Here is a 19,969-nt window from a genome sequence, read left to right as displayed (position 1 = left end):
CTTTTTAATACAATCTTTCGTGTCGTAACACGTTAAAAACGTAAAAGGAGCAATTAACACATGGACTTATACGCATTACTCGGACAATTTAAAGACGGTGAAATTGATAAACAAAAAGTAATTGACGCTATTGATGAAAGTAAATCTGGAATTGTTCCACGTTCTCGTTTAAACGATAAAAATGCAGAAATTGAGGAACTTAAAGCAGAAATTACTAACCGTGATAATCAAATTGTCGAATTACAAAACTCTGTGAAAGATGATAGCGAGTTGCAAAAAGAGCTCGAAGAAGTAAAACAAAGTAACGCAGAGTGGCAGGATAAGTACAAACAATCACAACTGAATAACGCTGTTAAGTTAGCTGTTGCAAAAGATGCAAATGATGCTGACGACATTCTAGCATTCGTTAATAAAGACGAACTGGAATTACAAGATGACGGCACTGTTAAGGGTTTAGATAAAGCGATTGAAACGCTTAAAGAGTCTAAGCCTTATTTATTTGCCGATAACAAGCCAGTAGGTAACAAACCTGCAGACGGCAAAACAATGCAAACAGGCATTACAAAAGAACAATTCGATAGCATGAGCGTCGCGGAACGTACTGAATTGTTTATTAACGATCGTGCTACTTACGACAAATTAGTCGAATAATATTAAGAAAGAGGTTATAACATGGCTCAAGGAACAACAACATTAAGTACGCAAATTGTACCTGAAGTATTAGCGCCAATGATGCAAGCTGAATTAGATAAAAAATTACGTTTAGCATCTTTTGCAGAAATTGATAACACATTAGTAGGACAACCTGGTGACACAATCACATTTCCTGCGTTTGTATACAGTGGAGATGCAACAGTCGTACCGGAAGGCGAAAAAATTCCAGTAGACAAAATCGAAACAAACAAACGTGAGGCTAAAATCCATAAAATTGGTAAAGGTACTCATATCACAGATGAGGCTTTACTATCAGGTTATGGCGACCCTCAAGGAGAAGCAGTACGTCAACACGGTTTAGCTATTGCAAACAAAGTTGATGACGATGTGCTAGAAGCTTTAAGAGGTACAAAATTAACAGTTAGTGCAGATGTGGGTACATTGGCTGGTTTAGAAACTGCAATCGATAAATTTGAAGATGAAGATTTAGAACCAATGGTTTTATTTGTAAATCCTAAAGATGCTGGTAAATTACGTGCTAGCGCATCTGAAAACTTCACTCGTGCAACTCAGTTAGGTGACGATATTATCGTTAAAGGTGCGTTTGGTGAGGCCTTAGGTGCTATCATTGTACGTTCTAAAAAATTAAAAGAAGGTGAAGCTATTTTAGCTAAAAAAGGTGCTGTTAAACTAATCACTAAACGTGATTTCTTCTTAGAACCAGACCGTGACCCTTCAACTAAAACAACTTATTTATACAGTGATAAACACTATGTAGCTTACCTTTACGATGAAAGTAAAGCAGTTAAGATTACTAAAGGTGCTGGCACTGGTGCGTAAGGAGTGATTTATAGTGACGTATAAAGTAATCGAATATTTTACCGACTTACAGGACAATGACTACGCGTATAATGCAGACGACCCATTTCCGCGCGAAGGGTTGACTGTAAGTAAAGAACGATTAACTGAATTATCCACTGAAAACAACCGTCAAAATAAGCCTTTAATAGAGCGTGTACAAGAGCAAACTGACTATTCTGGTATGAAAGTATCAGAGTTGAAAGAGTTGGCTAAAGAACGCAATATTGAAGGCTTTTCTGATATGAAAAAAGCTGAATTGGTCGAGGCGTTAGGAAGTGGTAAATAATGGACGCACAAGACGTCAAACTAATTAACCAATTGCCACTCGATAACTTCGATAATGACGATACAATCAACAAACTTATTGAGATGTACAAAAATGTAGCACAAGATTATTGTAATCAGAATTTTTATGAGCCGTTACCTAGTGGTGTCCAAAAGTTTATTGCAGAGAGTATTAAATTTGGCTCAAGTGGTAACATTTCCGCTCGCACAATGGGAACGGTAAGCTACACATTTGTAACAGACCTACCTGCATCAACATATAACTACCTTAAACCTTATCGAAAGTTAAGATGGAGTGGTTATCATGTTTAACCCATACGACGAGTTTCCACACGTTATTTCAAAAGGTCGAATTGAAGTGATAGGTGATTTCAAGTTTAAAAAAGAGCGCTACAAGAGCGAAAAAATTATAAAAGGCTTTATGGATACGCCTACGACTTCAGAACAACTTAAATATCATCAAATGTCATCTGAATACGACAGAAACCTATATGTACCTTATGATCTACCAATAAACGATAACGATTATTTCAAATACGAGGGTAAAATCTTTGGTATTGTAGGTGAACCTGTAGATCAAGGTGGCCAACATGAGATTAAGTTAATTCGACTGAAAGAGGCGCCTTATGGCTAAAGTGAAATATGGTGCAGATAGTTTAGTCGTTGAGTTGGAACGGTACCAAAAAGACGTCGAAAAGTGGGTAAAAAAAGGTATAGCCAAAACCACAATGAAGATATATAACACTGCTATTAATCTTATGCCAGTAGATACTGGTTACTTGAGAGAAAGCACTTCCGTAGATTTTAAAAACGGAGGTTTGACTGGTGTTATAAGTATAGGCAGTGAGTATGCCGTGTACGTAAATTATGGTACAGGTATTTATGCAGTCGGTCCTGGTGGTAGTCGCGCCAAAAAGATACCGTGGCATTATAAAGACGCGGATGGTAAATGGCACACTACTAAAGGTCAACACGCCCAACCTTTTTGGGAGCCTGCTATTGATGCAGGTAGAGAAACATTCAATAAGTATTTTTCATAAAGGACGGTAAAAAATATGTGGGTATCGGTTGAACCTGAACTTACAAGTAGATTATACGAAACATTAAAAGCAGACCCTATCATTAACAAATTAGTTGGTGATAGGGTTTTTGATGTGGTACAAGATGATGCTCGATACCCATATATTGTTGTGGGTGAGAGCAACGTCACTAATAACGAAAGCAGTGCAAATATGCGTGAGACGGTAGGTATCGTCTTTCACGTGTATTCACAATATCCAACACAGTACGAGGCCAAGCTATTAATTAGCGCTATTGGTTGCGTACTGAATAAACCAATTGAAATTGATAATTACGAATTTAGATACAGTCGAATTGATAGCCAAGCAGTATTCCCTGATATAGACAGGTTTACTAAGCACGGCACAATTCGGCTTTTGTTTAACTTTAGACACAAAACTAAGAGAGAGGAAGTGTAAGCATGGCTCAAAAGAATTACTTAGCAGTAGTTAGACCAGCTAAAGATAAATTAGACCCTACTGATGCTTTACTATTAGCCGACTTACAAGAAGGTGGCCACACAATCGAGAATGACTTAGCTGAAATCATTCGTGGTGGTAAAACCGATTATGGCGTAAATGCTGTTTCTGAAGAATTCAAACTAATTATCGGTAACATTCCTGGCGATAAGGGTATCGAACAGGTTAAAACAGCAATTAAGAATGGCGAACAATTACGTGTATGGTTATATGAACGTAACAAGCGTGAAGACGGTAGCTATCACGGCATGTTTGCTTATACGGTGCCAGAAAGTTACGAAATGTCATTTGATGACGAAGATAACAAAATTGAATTAACGTTAAAAGTTAAATGGAATACTGCTGAAGGAAGGGAAAGTAACCTTCCGCCAGAATGGTTTGAGGCAGCAGGCGCACCTACTGTCGAATACGAAAGTTTCGCAGAAAAGGTCGGTAGCTTCGAGGACCAAACTAAAGCTAAAACAGCGAGTTCTTAATATTTGGGGGCGTATGTCCCCTTATTTTTTTATATAAAATTTGAAAAGAGGTATATATTTTGACTGAATTTAACCCAATTACAACACTTACAATCAATGATAATGAAGTAAAAGCTAAAGCGTTATTTGCGTTTGACCTAAAAGCAAAGAAGTTTGCTGAAGATACAAAAGATAAGGACGGCAAAACGGTTACTACACCTGGTTTTAATGTGATTTACAACGGCATTTTAGAACGCGATACAGTTGCTATTGCTAATTTTTGGGAATGTGCTACCGCATATTTAGGCAAAAATGCACCTTCTAGAGATGAAATCGAAACAGCTTTAATTGAAATCATTGAAGAAAAAGAAGATACAATCGAATTATTACAAGGTGCTTTAGATGTATTAAATAATAGCGGTTTTTTCAAGCAAAAATCTCGAGGATTCTGGACGCAAATGAACAAAGCGCCACAAATGGCGAAGGGCGAGGACAAAGAGACAACAAAAGCTGGCATCGAGTTTATGAAGGAAAATTACAAAGAAATCATGAACGCGGAACCTTACTTAACTATTCAGAAATAAGACAATTAACGAGTAGGTATATCGGTTATTTACCTGAAAATGAACTGATGATGATGTCACCTAACGAATGGAAGGACTGGATAATAGGTGGTCAAGATAAGTATCTAGATCAAAAAGAATTAATGATACAGGTTGCGCAAGCGAACGGGCTTGTACAAGCTAATAAGTCATTAAAACGTATGACTAGAGAAATTGAGCGTCAACGTTTTGAAATACGTAATCCTGGTAGTTATGAGCGTATCAAACGTGCAGAATTCGAGCATGAAAAACGTAGACGAGAATTATTCAAGTCAGGTACTAAACGTTGGTTAGAAGAACAAAAACAGAAAGGAGAGTAATGCGTGGAAAAGAATTTTATGGTTAAGATTATGGCTAATATACGCGACTTTCAAAACAACGTAAGAAAAGCGCAAAGTTTAGCTAAAACATCTATTCCAGATGAAGTTGAAACTGATGTGAAAGCCAACATCAATCAATTTCAACGTAATCTCCAAAGAGCCAAAGCAATGGCACAACGTTGGCGAGAACACAAGGTGGATATCGACGGAGATACCAACCCTATTAAACGCGCAATATCTTTTGCTAAAGCAGAATTGCAAAGGCTTCGTGATAAGCAGGTAGATATCAAAGGTGATAACGATAATTTAAAGCGTGCAGTAATAAGCGCTAAAGTAATGTTGGCATCACTACATGATAAAGTTGTTCGTGTTAAGTTTAACACTGACGGTATGACTAGAACACAAGTGTTAACTAGAGCATTAAATGACTCGTTAAAAGAATACGGCGACAAAATGGACGCTCTAGCTACTAAAATTAGAACGTTTGGTACTGTCTTTAGCCAACAAGTCAAAGGTTTAATGATAGCGAGTATTCAAGGCTTGATACCTATTATTGCTGGATTAGTACCAGCGTTAATGGCTGTATTAAATGCAGTCGGCGTATTAGCTGGCGGTATATTAGGCTTAGCAGGTGCGTTCTCAATCGCAGGTGCAGGCGCTTTTGCGTTTGGTGGTATGGCAATAAGTGCTTTGAAAATGCTTAAAGACGGTACATTGCAAGCTACCGCAGAAACAAGAAAATATGAAAAAGCGCTAGATCGAGTTAAATTTACGTGGGAAAGTATCATCAAACAAAATCAAGCGCAGATATTCAATACTTTAGCTAACGGTTTAAACACAGTAAACGTCGCTTTAAGTCGCATGAAACCATTCCTTGCAGGCGTTTCTAAAGGTATGGAACAAGCCTCTAAGAGCGTACTTAAATGGGCTGAGAACAGTCAAACGGCTAGTAAGTTCTTCAATATGATGAACACAACAGGCGTTAAAACATTCAATGCTCTATTAAGTGCTGCTGGACGTTTTGGTGACGGTTTGGTCAATGTATTTACACAGTTAGGACCGTTATTTTTATGGACTGCTAAAGGCTTAGACAGTTTAGGTAAAAAGTTTCAAAATTGGGCTAATAGTGTAGCAGGTCAAAACGCTATCAAAGCATTTATCGAGTATACAAAAACAAACTTGCCTAAAATAGGGCAGATATTTGGTAATGTGTTTGCCGGTATCGGTAACTTAATGAAAGCATTTGCTCAAAATAGTGCAGGTATCTTTGATTGGTTAGTTAAAATGACAGGCAAATTCAGAGAATGGTCTGAGCAAGTTGGTAAATCGGAAGGCTTTAAAAAGTTTGTGCAATACGTACAACAAAATGGACCGGTCATCATGCAATTAATTGGCAATATTGTACGTGCATTAGTTGCGTTTGGCACTGCAATGGCACCTATTGCAAGTGTGATTCTGAAGGTTGTAAATAAACTAGCAGAGTTTATCGCTAAGTTATTTGAAACACACCCGGCAGTTGCCAAAGTAATGGGTATTATCGCTATTTTAAGTGGCGTTTTTTGGGCGCTAATGGCACCGATAATTGCAGTTGGTACCGTATTATCAAATGTGTTTGGTACTAGCTTATTCCAAGTAGCAAAAAAAATATTGTCATTTGCAGGAAAAACAAAAATTTTAACCAAAGCGCTAGAATTAGTTAAATTAGCGTTTAGATTTTTAATGAACCCAATTGGCGCAATACAAAAAGTATTACCTTTATTGACGGGAGCGTTTGAGGCAGTTGGTGTAGCGTTAGCAGGTATAACATGGCCGGTTTGGGTAGTGATAGGAGTTATTGTTGCATTAATAGGTATTATAGTATACCTATGGAAAACGAACGAAGATTTCAGAAATATGATTATAGATGCTTGGAACGGTATTAAAGATGCAATTTCTGGCGCGGTCCAAAGTATTATTGATTGGTTTACTCAATTGTGGGCATCTATTCAACAAACGTTAAAACCAATCATGCCGTTGTTACAACAAGTCGGCAATATCATTATGCAAGTTTTAGGTGGTTTGGTAATGGGCGCCATTCAGTTAGTAATTGGTGCGTTCCAGTCATTATGGCTTGCGATATCCGTAATATTTACCGCAATCGGTGGTATTATATCAGCTGCAGTACAATTGATTGTTGGCTTATTCACTGCGTTTATTCAATTTATTACTGGTGATTTTTCTGGTGCTTGGCAGACATTGCAAACTACAATTCAAAACGTTTGGACTACGATTTGGGATACAATCGTGTCAATTTTCACTCAGATTTCCGAATTTATATTCAATACTCTAAATTCTATACTTGGCACGAATATCACAAGTTGGTCTCAAATTTGGTCGGTTGTTTCTCAATACGTTAGTCAAATTTGGTCAAGCGTAACGCAATGGTTCGGTCAAATGGCACAGTCTGTTTGGAACAAAATGGTACAAGCGTATAACTATGTTGTATCGACAGGTCAACAGTGGGTAAGTTCTATCACATCAACGGTATCTAACTTCTTTAATCAAGTCGCAAATGGCTTTATGCGTGTAGTCAATTCGGTTTGGCAACATATGCAACAAGCATATAACAAAGTAGTATCTGGTGGTCAACAATGGGTATCTGGAATCATCAACGCAATGTCCAGATTTGTACAAAGTGTAATTAGTGGCTTTATGAATGTGGTTAGTCAAGTACAATCAGGAATGAGTAGAGCGGTTAACACTGTTAGAAACTTTATCGGCCAATTTGCTAGTGCCGGAATGGACTTAATGCGTGGTTTAGTTCAAGGAATCATGAACGGAATGTCATGGGTAGTCAATGCAGCCAAGAATGTAGCGCAAAATGCAGTCAATGCAGCTAAAAGTGCCCTAGGCATACACTCACCTTCTCGTGTATTTAGAGGTATAGGTGAATATGTATCTCAAGGGTTGGGAATGGGTATCTTAGCAGACCAACACAAAGCAGTAAATGCAGTGCGTAGTGTCGCTAGTAATTTAACTGACGCGTTCAAACCAGAATTATCTACAGACTTAACAGACGGTTTAGGTGGTTCATTAAATGGTAGTGTGGACGCTCACATGACTAAAGATGTTAGACATAGTATGCAAGAGAACAATCGCCCAATCGTTAATATAACTGTGCGTAATGAGGGTGATTTAGATTACATTAAATCTTACATTGAAGAACAAAACGGTAAAAACAGCAGTATGGGCTTGTAAAGGAGTGTTATTATTGATTGCTCACGACATAGAAATAATTAAAGATAATAAAAAGTATAAAGTCAGTAATAACACTTTTACTGGCTCAGTTTTAGAAGTAGTATCCTATGACGTTAAAGGTTCGGGATATGATCGTGAATACAGTACAGTTAATGGGGCGCAAGGAAGGTTTTTTAACTCTGTTTATGAAGAAAAGAAAACAGTTAGCCTCAGATTGCGATATCAAGTAGATAAAATGGCTCAAGCAACGCATCTTAAGTCAAATTTACAAGCATTATTACGTGGTCATTATTATTTGCGTGAATTATCTACACCTGATACATCAATAAAGTACGAAGATATATTCAACACACAACCACAAAAATTTGAACTTGAATATGTAGACGGAAGACAGATTTTTGTTGGCCTAGTTAATGCTATTTCGATTGATACCACACAAACGGCTGGTGAGTTTGAACTTGAATTTGAAACCATTGAATTACCTTATTTTGAAAGTATCGCTTATAGTACAGATTTAGAAAGTGAAAGTAGAAGTGTTGAAAAATGGGCGGTATCAGATAACTTACCGTTTAATGTAAACGATAATAAACGTAAATATACTTTTCACGATACAAAAGTATGTAATGTTTATTATGCTGGTACTGTTGAAATCAACCAAATTAATCAAGACAGTACGGTTGAAGTTACATTGGCGGAAAACGTATCTAAAAATGACAAAAACGGCACTACTTTTTATATGGTTGAAAGTGGTGATGTTATTAATATCAAAGGCTTAGAGTTAAAAGCAGGCGATACTATCAAATTTGACGGCATTCACACTTTCAGAAACGGTTTAAACATTGATGCTTATAATGTGAGCCGACGTAACCCTACTTTAATACCTGGTTGGAACACGTTTAGGAGTACCAAGTTGATGCAAAAAGTCGTGTTCAAACACAAAGAATATTATATGTAGGGGTGACGGTATGACAGTATTATTAAAAACATTACAAGGTTACGGTCAAAATTTACCGGTCGAAACGGAACTGAACAGTAAATTATCTGACACAGATAGTACGTTAACGATTGTAATCGACGAAAATAAAGGAACGTTTGATGCTATTGGCGCGATTACAAAAATGTGGACGATAACAGGCGTTGCTGGGCCTGAAGATGAAAACGAGTATCGTATTGTAATGTTAGACAAAGAAACTCGAGGTCAAAAAAGCAGATTAACAATAAAAGCTAGACCAGTAGAAATCGACGACTTAAACAATAATCGAATTTATGAAGTTTATAACGGTAGTTTTACTGGCAAAGCATATTTTGATTTAGTCTTTAAAGGTACAGGGTACAAATATAACTTGCACGCTAAAGTATCATCTTCGAGGTTTGAAAATCTTGGTAATTGTGACACCAATCTTGATTTATTTAAAAAAGGTTTGGAACGATATTCACTAGAGTATGAATATGATGCAAAAACTAAAACGTTTCACTTATATGATTACATCGAATATAAACCAGAATATTGGATAAAAGCAGGCGTAAATGCTAACAATATCAAAATACAAGAAGATGCTACTAAATGTTTTACGTTTATAAAGGGGTTTGGTGGTTATACAGATCAACAAACTTATAATGAGGCAAGTTTACAATTTGAATATACATCACCATTAGCAGATGTTATCGGTAAAAGGCATGCGCCACCCGTTCAAGACGGTAGAATTACCAAAGAAGATACTTTAAAAAAGAGCATGGAAAAGGTTATCAACGATAGTATCAAAACATCAGTAACACTCGACTTCGTGTTATTGAAAAAGTATTTTAAAAACGCCATTCCCAGGGTTGGCGATGTTGTTAAAGTGATTGATGATTTAATGGGCTTGAACGTTGATTTAAGAATTATCGAAATCACAACCAAGCGTGATATAAATGGAGATATCATAAAAATGGACTTGGTACTAGGTGAGTTTAGATTGCAAGATAGATATGTAAAAGCGGTTGGTAAAGCTGCTAAATATGTTACTAACTTAAAAACAAACAACCCAGCTAAAACACAACAAGAAATGCAATCTCAGACAAACGCAAACACAAAAACCACGCAAGATTTATTGGGTAAAACAGATGATTTACAAGCAAAACTCGATAAAGCGAATGCTAAAAGTGTAACTACTTCAAATGGAACAATCGTACATGATTTTTCAAGTAAATCTAGTATCAAGAAGGTTAAAACCATAGGTACAATTGGCGATAGCATTGCTAAAGGGTCGTTAGCTAAAAACAATTTTACTCAACAATTAGCTAAAAAGATTAAAGCGAAATATACTAATCTTGCTGAAAGTGGCGCTACCATGAGTGATATTTACCAACAAGCTACCAAAATCAAAGGCGATTTAATTATCATACAAGGCACTGATGATGATTGGGTCAAAAACATAGATATAGGCACTGATAAAACGGATATAAAAACGTTTTACGGTGCCTTTTATAGTGCAGTTGAAATCATTAAAAAGAACAACCCTAAAGCGAAATTGTTGGCAATGACACCTGCAAGACAGTGCTATATGGAAGGTTCTAAAGTTAAACGTAAAGACACCGATAAGAATGATAAAGGTAAAACTTTGATTGATTACGTTAACGTACAAGTAGATATTTGTAACGACTTAGATATACCCGTATTCGATGCTTATCGATATGAAGGCTTTAAACCATACAGTCCAGCTTTTAGAAAATCTAGCATGCCTGACGGCCTTCATTTCAACGATAAAGGGCATGAAGTGATTATGTACGAATTAATTAAAGATTACTATCAATTTTATGATTAATAAGGAGGTTGTGTATGTTATCTGAATTAAAAACAAAACTACATTCATTGTTTGGTTCTGATTTTATATCTCAAGTCGAACAAAACTTTGAAACAATAAAATTATGGGCTGATAAAAAGGATAACGAGTACCAAAACCATGTTACAAATCAAAAGAACGCCCACAAGTCATCACAAATCAAGCACACAATAAAAAGTGGACAAGATGTTAATTTACAGGACCATGAGCGTTATCAAGACGAGCAAATTACAAATTTAGTGCTTGGACATAACGGTGACGGAGTCCAAGAGTTAAGAGCGAGTAGAACATCGATGGATGCACAAAACTTTGATGACCTATCCAATCGTTTATATCATGATTTTTTACGTGAGAATAATGAAAGAGAAAAGATGCGTGCCGAATTGCTCAAAAAGATACAACGCATTGTAAACGTTGATGATTTTGGCGGTGATCCAACCGGTCAAAAAGACAGTACAAAAGCTTTTCAAGATGCATTGGGTACTGGTAATGTTCTTGTGACGATGAGTGCAGGGACTTATTTAACAACTGGCATCAAAATGCCTAACAACTCAAGATTAGTCGGACAGGGTAAAGATATTACCACTATTAAGTTTATGGATAGTACACCAGCACAAAACATTGGTATCACTAACTTAAAAATGAGTGGTAACGCTCAAAATATTAGTTTAGAGAATTTTACTTTTGACGGTAATAAGTTTAGACAAGATAAAAAACTCAAACCTACGGGCGGGTCCCTTTCATCAAACATTAGATTTGCAGGTGTAACAAATGGTTATATCTACAATGTTAAATCACATAGTGCGTTACTACACTGTATTGATACCACATATGCAAGTGATGATTATTATTACGAAGGTGACGGCAATAGAGTACCTTACTCATTAGAAAGTAAGCATATTCATATAGATAATTGTGAAGTGTACGGTTGTGGTGATGACGGTATTACAACGCATCACAGTAGATATATCACAATCAGCAATTGTTACGCACACGACCCTACAATCACTGGTGGTAACAATAACGGAATTGAAATTGATGACGGTTCGCAATTCGTATTTTTATCAGACAATAAAACATATCGTAACTATGGCGGTTTAGAGATTAAAGCACATGCACCTGCGAGCGCATCGAGATGCGTGTTTGTAAATAACCATTTATCAATTGAAGATACAAGAGCATACAATATCCGTCACATTGGCCACCACAGAGCAAAAACGGACGCTAAATCTAAAACAGCCTATGATGTATCGTTAAACAACTGCGTGGCTCTACGACCTAAATACAACGGCGTATATCCAGGGACAACACCTAGAGCATTGTTAATTAGTGCATACAAAAACGTGTCAGTTAACAATTTTACTGCGATTGGCGATAGTGATTTTAGTAAATTAGAAGACGGTAAAACTGACAGTAATTTACCTGCTATCGCGGTTCAGTTTATGGCTGAAAACGTAATTCTTAACAATATTACAGTTACTGGATTTACTACTGCCGGTCAAGATATTAAATTTTTTGGTGGAGATAATCGAGGCGAGCGTTTTATCTTAAGCAATGTTAATATCTATAATTCATCACCTAAAGTTGGTATTGCGAGTGGTGGTGGAATATACGATTTAAAAATTATTAACGGTAATTTAAAAGGTCGTGGAACAGGTAACGGCATTGAAACATACAACAATACAACTATGATAAGTGGTATTACTGCAGATAGTTATACAAATGCCGCAGTTATCGCAAACGAAAAGTATAAAACAGTACCTACCGTGTTAAAAGGTGGCTTAAGTGCTGGTTCAACAGGTTCTGCTGCAGTAGACTCTCGAAGTGTAGTTTTAGCAACAACTGGTAACAGTAGAGCATATAGCCCACGTTCATTCGTTTTAGGTTCTGGAATGAGTTCTAAAGCTTACGGCTCACGAAGTGGAGTTATTAATTCATTATCATCAGAAACATCTAAAGACAGCCACACGCAAACTGTATTCAATAGTAGAAATGTAAAATCACCCGGTAGTTACAGAGTGGTTGCAGGATACTCTGGTACAGGGTCCCCTTCAACATCAAACATCAAAGTAGATCTTAACACGTTGCACGGTAACCTTAATTTAGCTGGTAAACTAACACAAAATAACGCCGATATTGCAGAGTTGTTTGAAAGCCAAAGTGGTCAACCTATTGAGTTAGGTACCATTGTTACTTTAGATGGCGATAAAATCAGAAAAGCACAACCAAACGATGAGCCGATTGGTGTTATATCAGGTACTGCCGCACTTGTGGCTAACGATAAAACATATCATCATAAAGATAGATATTTACAAAATGAGTACGGTATGACGTTGACTAAGCGCGTTCAAAGAGAATTTGAAGATGTAGACGGCAACCCAGTGTTTGAATGGCGAGATGAACCGATAGAAAACCCTAACTATAACGAAAATTTACCTTATGTCTCACGTTCTGAACGTCCAGAATGGAATACAGTAGGATTGATTGGTCAAATCTATACAAATGTAGAAAAGGACGTCATAGCAGGCGATTTAATCAACGGCAAAGCCGGAATTGGATATAAAGATAATGTTAACGGAAAAGGGCGTGTAATGGCCGTTACAACGCCGTATAACGATGAGCGTGGTTTTGCAATAGCTTTAGTATTGTGGGGTGTTAAATAATGGAATTAGAAAAAGTGGCTAAAATTGATTTAGAAGAAGAGGCGTATTTAAAACCGATATCTGATAGGGGTATCGGTTTTTATAATTTAGATAAAAATACAGCACAATTTCAGTTTAGGGTAACAAAAGATAATCTACCCTTACTAATCAGTACAAACAACGTTAAAGGTTACGCTTTTTTTAAACAGAGTACTGCAAAAAATGGAGATAGACCTTCCACATCTGGCGTTTTAGATATTGAATTCCTAGACCCTATGACAGGCTTAATTGGTGTAACAGTGCCACCTTGGTTTTTAAAAAGTGTTACAAACTCAACTGTTTTAGGAGAGATTTATCTATCTCTCAATGATTATAAGAATGATGATAAAGACGATACAGTCGTTTTAGGTACTTTCCAATTTGAAGTAAAAGATAGTTTGGTTAATCAAATTAGTAGCGATATCAAAGTGAGCTACATTCGCATGTTTGATGATTTGCGTGACGAATTAGAAAAGAAAGTAGAACAACTCAAAAAAGATATTGGCAGCACTCAAAGTTTGATAGATACAATCAAACAACTATCTGCAAGTGCAACACAAGCTATCCAAAAAGCTAAAGACGATAGCATCAATTCAATTAATACAAATAAATCTGATGCTTTAAATAACATAGAAGAGCAAACAACGTTATCTTTAGCACAAATTGATAGTAAAAAAAAGGATGTACAAAGTGGGTTTGAAGTTGCTAAAACTGCGTTTCAAAACTCAGTAGATCAAAATACACAAACTTTTAATGCAAAGGTAACAGATGCTAATAACTCGATTGATAAAAAAGTGAACGACTTTCAAACGAATGGTGCTTTAACTAAAAGCGATGTAGATAACCTTATGGGTAGTTACGATTGGCAAAAGACTGCATTGACACAAGGAAATGGTGCAACAATACCTGTTTACGATTTAGATTTTGATAATCCTACACAAATTACTAAATCTGGTTTTTATTACTTGTATAAACCTGTTAATGGTCCAGTAACTCTAAATGGTATGCTTATCGTAATTTACGCTAATGCAAATTATATGAAATTTATATACACTCCATACACTTCAAATGAGGTGCACATTCGCACAAAATCAGGAGACTGGTTGCCATGGCAATCGATTAACGATTTTAAAGATACAGGTTGGATAAACTTACCTTTAGTCAATGGAGCGTATGCTAACACTGAATATACAGATAGAAATGGTTATCCTTGCTCATACAGAATAGTAACTCAGAATGGTGTAACAACAAATCATTTACGTATTAATGCTAGTAACCTTTTTAGCGGTCAAATATTTGCTAGATTGCCACAAGATATGGTAAAAAACGCGCAATCATTCTCTGTTAGAACACCAACAGGTAAACCAGGTTGTTTTTTAGTTATCAACCCTACTGGTGATGTCTTGTTTTATAAATCGTCGATTACTGGAGATTGGTCAGAAAAAGATTACATCTACGCTCAAGTAAGTTGGATAAATTAGGAGTGATATTTTGAAAATAGTTTATTTATGGAAAAACGGACAACCGGTCATTGTAACGACGAATGAAGATGGCGAATTTGAGTACCCTTCCGAAAAATGGACTGAAACTAAGCCAGATGACGGTATGTATACACCAATTTACTTTGACGGTCAGAAATGGATAGGTCAGTCGAAAGAGGTTTTTGAAAAAGAATTGCCACCTGAACCGATTGACGATAAAGATGTTATTATCGCTAATCTATCAGAGCAATTACTAAATACACAATTAGAAATCGAAAACGTCAAAAAAGATATGGCTACCGTATTAAAATTATTGCTTGAAAAAGGAAGTGCTGATGATGTACAGAATAGTTGAACGATACTATAACATGGGTTTATTCCCGTTAGAAAAAGTTAAGCAATCTGTTACAGTTAAATGGATTACAGCAGATGAATATAAAAAAATTACCGATCAAGATTACGAGCCACTAGCTGAATAGCTGGTGGTTTTATTTTGGATAAAAGTAGGTGTTATATGAAAAACAATACGAAAGATTTAACACTGGCCGAAACTATAGCATCAATAATGGTTTTTAGTTATGGTTTTAGAGAGTTTTTAAGGGGGTTCTTTTGGTTCAAAGAACAAGATGACGTTTTAGATGATAGTTCTTTTTATCTAGCGTTACATCATATTATGCCTATTTGGAGTTGGGGAATTGTTGTGATGTTTGCAGGTTTAATCGTAATGATTTCATCTATATTCCTTGCATCAAGTGATCAAAATACTAAATTTAGCAAACTTATTACATTTGGTGGTTTTTTGTCAGCTATTCTCTATTTTTTGATGACCAGTGCAAGTATTTATCACTCAATCAACTGGCTAACCACTGTACATATGGGGCTAATGTCAGCAACAGGTTTTGTTGCGTCCTTTGTTGGAGGTGCTGACTTATATGCCAGACGAAAATAAGTATGTACTACGCCATGAATGGATAGATAGTAACGGGAAAATTTACGAAAAAATCAATGAGAACGATAGAAAAAACATTGAAGCTTTGAGTGAGTTGAAAACAAAGGTAGAAACACAAACAAATTTACAACAACGGACTTACGAGGAACAAAGAGAGACTAATTCTAACATTAAAAACCTTACACAAGTTATGACCAATGTAGGTAATGAAATGACTGATATTAAGTACAAAGTCATGTCACATGACGAAAAAATTGAAACTATTCAAGGGACGATAGAAACAAAACAAAAAGGTAGTGTTCAAATCATTGTAGCGCTCATAGGTTTGGCCGGTACTTTAGTGGGTGCTGCCTTTGCTTTTGCACAAGTCTTTTTTTAAGTCGGCTTTAATTAGTCGGCTTTTTATTTTGGAGGTGGATAAATGGGATTACCAAACCCGAAAAAACGAAAACCTACAGCGTCAGAGGTTGCAGCATGGGCAAAAGCAAGTATAGGAAAAAGGATAGATATCGATGGTTATTATGGTCCGCAGTGTTGGGATTTACCTAATTTTATATTTCAAAAGTATTGGGGTTTTAAGACATGGGGGAACGCTAAAGATATGGCGTATTATAAATACCCTAAAGGGTTTAGATTTATAAGAAACACACCAAATTTTGTTCCTTTACCTGGAGATATCGTAGTTTGGCATCCTGGTAACGGTATTGGTTCTGCAGGGCACACTGCCATCGTTGTTGGACCATCGAATAAAAAGACGTTTCGTTCAGTAGATCAAAATTGGGTCCATAAAGAATATCCACCAAACTATAATTGGGGGAGTGCTGCAGCATATGTAACACATAGCTATACGAGTGTAACAGGTTTTGTGCGTCCAGCTTATAGTAAGGAAACAACCAAACCTAAAACGCCGACAGATGTTAAACCGGAAGTTAAGCCACAAGATAGTTCTAAAAATGTTACGTCAACTGGTGACGCTAAAAAACCTCACTTTAAAGAAATTAAAAAAGTCCAATATACCGACTTTCTATACTCTCTAGATAAAGAGTTGGAATACAACGACCACTTAATCGTAGATGACGGCAATTTGATGACTAAACCTAAAGGTATATACATCAAAGAGTGTCCTCATTTGCGCGATGTTGAAGAATTGTATCTGCAACGTAATAGGTTTGTTAGCAAAGATGAATATCCACATGTTTATATTGACCGTGAGCAAATATGGACTCCTAGACCACCTGATACAGAGGCACCCTCACATCCGGGTTGGTTAGTGCTAGAAGTTTGTGGTGCGCAAACAGAAAGTAAACGTCAATTCATGCTAAACCAATTACAAGCACTTATATATGGTGTGTGGTTAATGAGTTGGTCAAAAATCAAGCTATCTGAAAGCACAATTAAAGCCGACCCTAATATATGGCGTTCGATGAAAGATTTAATCAATTACGACATGATAAAAAATGGCATTCCTGACGAAAGTAAGTATAAAGAAGTAGAAAGCAAGATTATTGAGATGTACCTCAAAAAAGATAACTTGCTAAAAGAAAAAATAGTAACAACAACAAGTACAAAAATAATTAAAATTAAATCTGATAAAGAGACTAAAACAACTAAACCGACAGTTACAACGCCATCTACTTCTAAATCTAAATCAAAACAAACTAAAGCTAAGGTTACAGTAGAAAAGAGTGGATTTACATTTTCTCAAGCGCTCAACTTGCAAATGAGTAGAGGGTACCCACAAAAAAGTAATGGTTATAGTTGGTACTTCCCTAGCCGTTCTGATGTGAGTGCAGCAATGAACCCTACATCTATATGGAATAGCGCATCACAACGTTATCAAATGCTTGATTTAGGTAAGTATCAAGGTATTAGTGTAGATAAATTGAACGTTATCCTAAAAGGTAAAGGCACACTTGCAGGACAGGGCAAGGCCTTTGCGGAAGGATGTAAAAAACATAATATCAATGAGATATACTTGATCGCTCACGCTTTGTTAGAAAGTGGAAATGGCACAAGTAACTTTGCTAGTGGGCGTTATGGTATGTACAACTACTTTGGCATAGGTGCGTATGATAACAACCCTAACAATGCGATAGCTTTTGCTAAAAATCGTGGCTGGACGACACCGGCAAAAGCAATTATCGGCGGAGCTAAATTCGTCAGACAAGATTACATCAATAAAGGGCAAAACACATTATATCGTATGCGTTGGAACCCTAAAAACCCTGCTACACATCAATATGCAACAGACATACGTTGGTGCGAACATCAAGCAAGTACGATTTATAGTTATTACAAAAAAATAGGGTTAAAAGGACTTTATTTTATACAAGATAAATATAAGTAAGGCTATTCACTGACAGTGGGTAGCCTTTTAAAATTAAAAGAGGTGTATATATGTTACAAAAAATGACAGATGTATCTACAAATATTAATGTAAGCACAGCTGAGAACGGTTTTATTGGCGCTAATTTTTATACCGAAGATGACGGTAGTGCATACATTAGAATCACAATTAAAGATAACAACCAAGTTTTAGATTTTAATAAAACAGACATGTTACCTAGATTAGATCTATTTTGTTCAGATGGTTCAATTTTTACGAATGAGCCATTAGATATTTTGTTACCCGACAAAGGCGTTGTTCAATATAAAGTATCAGATAACGTTATTACTCATGCAGGTAGAATGGACGCAAAACTATTTTTAGCAAACAAAAAAGACAGTATCCACGTAGCTAACTTTTACTTTACAATTACTGACAGCGGCATGACAGGACCGATTGGGAAAGAGGTACACGTTGATAGTTTGAAAGGATTGGTTCAGGACGTTATGCGTCAAAATTCCTTAGGCTTATTAGATGATAAATTTTTATCTAAAGTACAAACTGATTTAAAATCATACGTGCAAGATAATGATGAATTATTTAAAGGAGATAAAGGAGATGCAGGCGAAAAAGGTGAAAGAGGGGAGAAAGGAGAGAAAGGGGATAACGGTATTAACGCCTATGTTTACGCTAAAGATTTTGGTGCAAGCACTGATGCAGATTGGAACACTAATAAAGTAGCTATACAAAAAGCAATTGATAATGTGTCAGAAAAAAACGGTGGTGTTGTTGCTCTGGCTCCCGGTCAGTATGCTGTAAAAGGGTTAATTGTACCTTCAAATGTAGAGTTGAATTTAAAGGATGTTACTCTTAAACATCCGGACGGTCTTGCACCAGCCATTCTGTCATCAAAAGTAGATACATTCACAATATCAACTACTAGGGGATCTAAAAAAATCTCATTAAATAAGAACGCAAAAGCATATAAAGATTGTGTGTTTGTTATTGAAGGTATGGGTGATATTTCTACCACTCAAAGTACCGAGTTAGCTTCAGATATTGATTTAACAACAAAAGAAATACCTATAGCTAACGATGATGGTCATTTTCCTGAAAATAGTGTAATGAGAATAGGTGATGAACTCATTAGATATTCTTCGATTAAAAATCAAACTGTGCATGTTATAGAACGCGGTGCTTATGGAACAACTGCTGATAATTATAGTTCAGGCGAAGTGATTGGTTTATCCAAAGTTTTGTACAGTGAAGTGACGAGTGTTACTGACAATATAGTCGAATTAAAAGATGAAATGCCGTTATCATCTAATAACATACAATGCTATATTGGTTCTAAAAACATTAACATTAATGGTGGAACAATAGATGGTAATAAAATTAGTGGAGGGAGTCCATCAAGTGTATTTGGTATTCAACTTCCACACGCAAGATTTTGTAATATAAATAATGTAACTTTCCAAAATTGCGATCAAGGCGCTCTATTTTTGTGCAAAGGTTCAAAGGAAAATAATATAACTAACTGTAATTTTAGAGATATAGGTGTTTATAATCTTAAAAGCGGTAATAAAGGGGCTGCTTTATGGATGTTCCAAGGATGTCAGTTTAACAAAGTGATTAACCCAAACTTTACAGGAAGTGGTTGGGTAGGAATCTATATTGACGATAGGACAACAACTGCTACAATTTTTGACCACTCTAATAGTGATAACTACATTTTAAATGTAACATTAGATTTTACAA

The 19,969-nt window shown here is 36.2% G+C and carries 21 protein-coding genes; all 21 read left to right on the top strand.

All coding sequences use genetic code 11. The features are described 5' to 3' along the window. Window positions 1-60 precede the first annotated feature (60 nt). Complete coding sequence (locus AK212_RS12415) at window positions 61-651, top strand: phage scaffolding protein (RefSeq protein WP_053031450.1); 591 nt, start codon at window positions 61-63, stop codon at window positions 649-651. A 21-nt stretch (window positions 652-672) separates the two neighbouring features. Then, complete coding sequence (locus tag AK212_RS12410) at window positions 673-1,494, top strand: N4-gp56 family major capsid protein (RefSeq protein ID WP_053031448.1); 822 nt, start codon at window positions 673-675, stop codon at window positions 1,492-1,494. Between the two features lie 13 nt (window positions 1,495-1,507). Continuing rightward, a complete protein-coding gene (locus AK212_RS12405; RefSeq protein ID WP_053031446.1) occupies window positions 1,508-1,801 on the top strand; it encodes a Rho termination factor N-terminal domain-containing protein in 294 nt (97 codons plus the stop codon). Further along, window positions 1,801-2,112, top strand: a complete 312-nt coding sequence (locus AK212_RS12400; RefSeq protein WP_053031444.1) for a phage head-tail connector protein — start codon at window positions 1,801-1,803, stop codon at window positions 2,110-2,112. Before AK212_RS12405 ends, AK212_RS12400 begins: the two co-directional genes overlap by 1 nt. Then, entirely contained in the window at window positions 2,105-2,434 is a 330-nt protein-coding gene (locus AK212_RS12395; RefSeq protein WP_053031442.1) for a phage head closure protein, read from the top strand. The genes AK212_RS12400 and AK212_RS12395 overlap by 8 nt, the downstream gene beginning before the upstream one ends. Continuing rightward, window positions 2,427-2,840, top strand: a complete 414-nt coding sequence (locus tag AK212_RS12390; RefSeq protein ID WP_053031440.1) for an HK97-gp10 family putative phage morphogenesis protein — start codon at window positions 2,427-2,429, stop codon at window positions 2,838-2,840. Before AK212_RS12395 ends, AK212_RS12390 begins: the two co-directional genes overlap by 8 nt. 15 nt (window positions 2,841-2,855) lie before the next feature. After that, window positions 2,856-3,278 (top strand): DUF3168 domain-containing protein, encoded by a 423-nt coding sequence (locus AK212_RS12385; protein ID WP_053031438.1) that lies wholly within the window; start codon window positions 2,856-2,858, stop codon window positions 3,276-3,278. A gap of 2 nt (window positions 3,279-3,280) precedes the next feature. After that, window positions 3,281-3,814, top strand: a complete 534-nt coding sequence (locus tag AK212_RS12380; protein ID WP_053031436.1) for a hypothetical protein — start codon at window positions 3,281-3,283, stop codon at window positions 3,812-3,814. 59 nt (window positions 3,815-3,873) lie between these two features. Then, a complete protein-coding gene (locus AK212_RS12375) occupies window positions 3,874-4,377 on the top strand; it encodes a tail assembly chaperone (protein WP_053031434.1) in 504 nt (167 codons plus the stop codon). A gap of 53 nt (window positions 4,378-4,430) precedes the next feature. Then, on the top strand, window positions 4,431-4,715 hold the full coding sequence (locus tag AK212_RS12370) for a hypothetical protein (protein WP_244881454.1): 285 nt from the start codon (window positions 4,431-4,433) through the stop codon (window positions 4,713-4,715). Window positions 4,716-4,718: 3 nt separating this feature from the next. Continuing rightward, window positions 4,719-7,952 carry a phage tail protein gene (locus AK212_RS12365; protein ID WP_053031430.1) on the top strand — a complete coding sequence of 1,078 codons (3,234 nt, stop codon included), beginning with the start codon at window positions 4,719-4,721 and terminating at the stop codon, window positions 7,950-7,952. 13 nt (window positions 7,953-7,965) lie between these two features. Then, the gene (locus AK212_RS12360) at window positions 7,966-8,907 is read left to right on the top strand and encodes a phage tail family protein (protein ID WP_053031428.1); all 942 of its coding nucleotides are present in this window, start codon (window positions 7,966-7,968) and stop codon (window positions 8,905-8,907) included. Window positions 8,908-8,917: 10 nt separating this feature from the next. Next, the gene (locus AK212_RS12355; protein ID WP_053031426.1) at window positions 8,918-10,756 is read left to right on the top strand and encodes an SGNH/GDSL hydrolase family protein; all 1,839 of its coding nucleotides are present in this window, start codon (window positions 8,918-8,920) and stop codon (window positions 10,754-10,756) included. Between the two features lie 14 nt (window positions 10,757-10,770). Next, the gene (locus tag AK212_RS12350) at window positions 10,771-13,437 is read left to right on the top strand and encodes a peptidase G2 autoproteolytic cleavage domain-containing protein (RefSeq protein WP_053031424.1); all 2,667 of its coding nucleotides are present in this window, start codon (window positions 10,771-10,773) and stop codon (window positions 13,435-13,437) included. Continuing rightward, window positions 13,437-14,936 (top strand): BppU family phage baseplate upper protein, encoded by a 1,500-nt coding sequence (locus tag AK212_RS12345; RefSeq protein ID WP_053031422.1) that lies wholly within the window; start codon window positions 13,437-13,439, stop codon window positions 14,934-14,936. The genes AK212_RS12350 and AK212_RS12345 overlap by 1 nt, the downstream gene beginning before the upstream one ends. Window positions 14,937-14,946: 10 nt before the next feature. Then, window positions 14,947-15,291: a hypothetical protein gene (locus tag AK212_RS12340; RefSeq protein ID WP_053031420.1), complete on the top strand. Its 345-nt coding sequence runs from the start codon at window positions 14,947-14,949 to the stop codon at window positions 15,289-15,291. Then, a complete protein-coding gene (locus AK212_RS13240; protein WP_231119766.1) occupies window positions 15,272-15,415 on the top strand; it encodes an XkdX family protein in 144 nt (47 codons plus the stop codon). Before AK212_RS12340 ends, AK212_RS13240 begins: the two co-directional genes overlap by 20 nt. A gap of 35 nt (window positions 15,416-15,450) precedes the next feature. Next, window positions 15,451-15,885 (top strand): hypothetical protein, encoded by a 435-nt coding sequence (locus tag AK212_RS12335; RefSeq protein WP_053031469.1) that lies wholly within the window; start codon window positions 15,451-15,453, stop codon window positions 15,883-15,885. Then, a complete protein-coding gene (locus AK212_RS12330) occupies window positions 15,869-16,264 on the top strand; it encodes a hypothetical protein (protein ID WP_053031418.1) in 396 nt (131 codons plus the stop codon). The genes AK212_RS12335 and AK212_RS12330 overlap by 17 nt, the downstream gene beginning before the upstream one ends. 42 nt (window positions 16,265-16,306) lie before the next feature. Next, entirely contained in the window at window positions 16,307-18,232 is a 1,926-nt protein-coding gene (locus tag AK212_RS12325; protein ID WP_053031416.1) for a glucosaminidase domain-containing protein, read from the top strand. A 62-nt stretch (window positions 18,233-18,294) separates the two neighbouring features. Next, on the top strand, window positions 18,295-19,969 hold a 1,675-nt coding region (locus AK212_RS13485), incomplete at its 3' end, for a BppU family phage baseplate upper protein (RefSeq protein WP_244881451.1).

The sequence above is a fragment of the Staphylococcus borealis genome (genome assembly GCF_001224225.1).
In the GTDB taxonomy this organism is placed as follows: Bacteria; Bacillota; Bacilli; order Staphylococcales; family Staphylococcaceae; genus Staphylococcus; species Staphylococcus borealis.
This window is presented reverse-complemented; position numbering and strand designations above follow the sequence as displayed.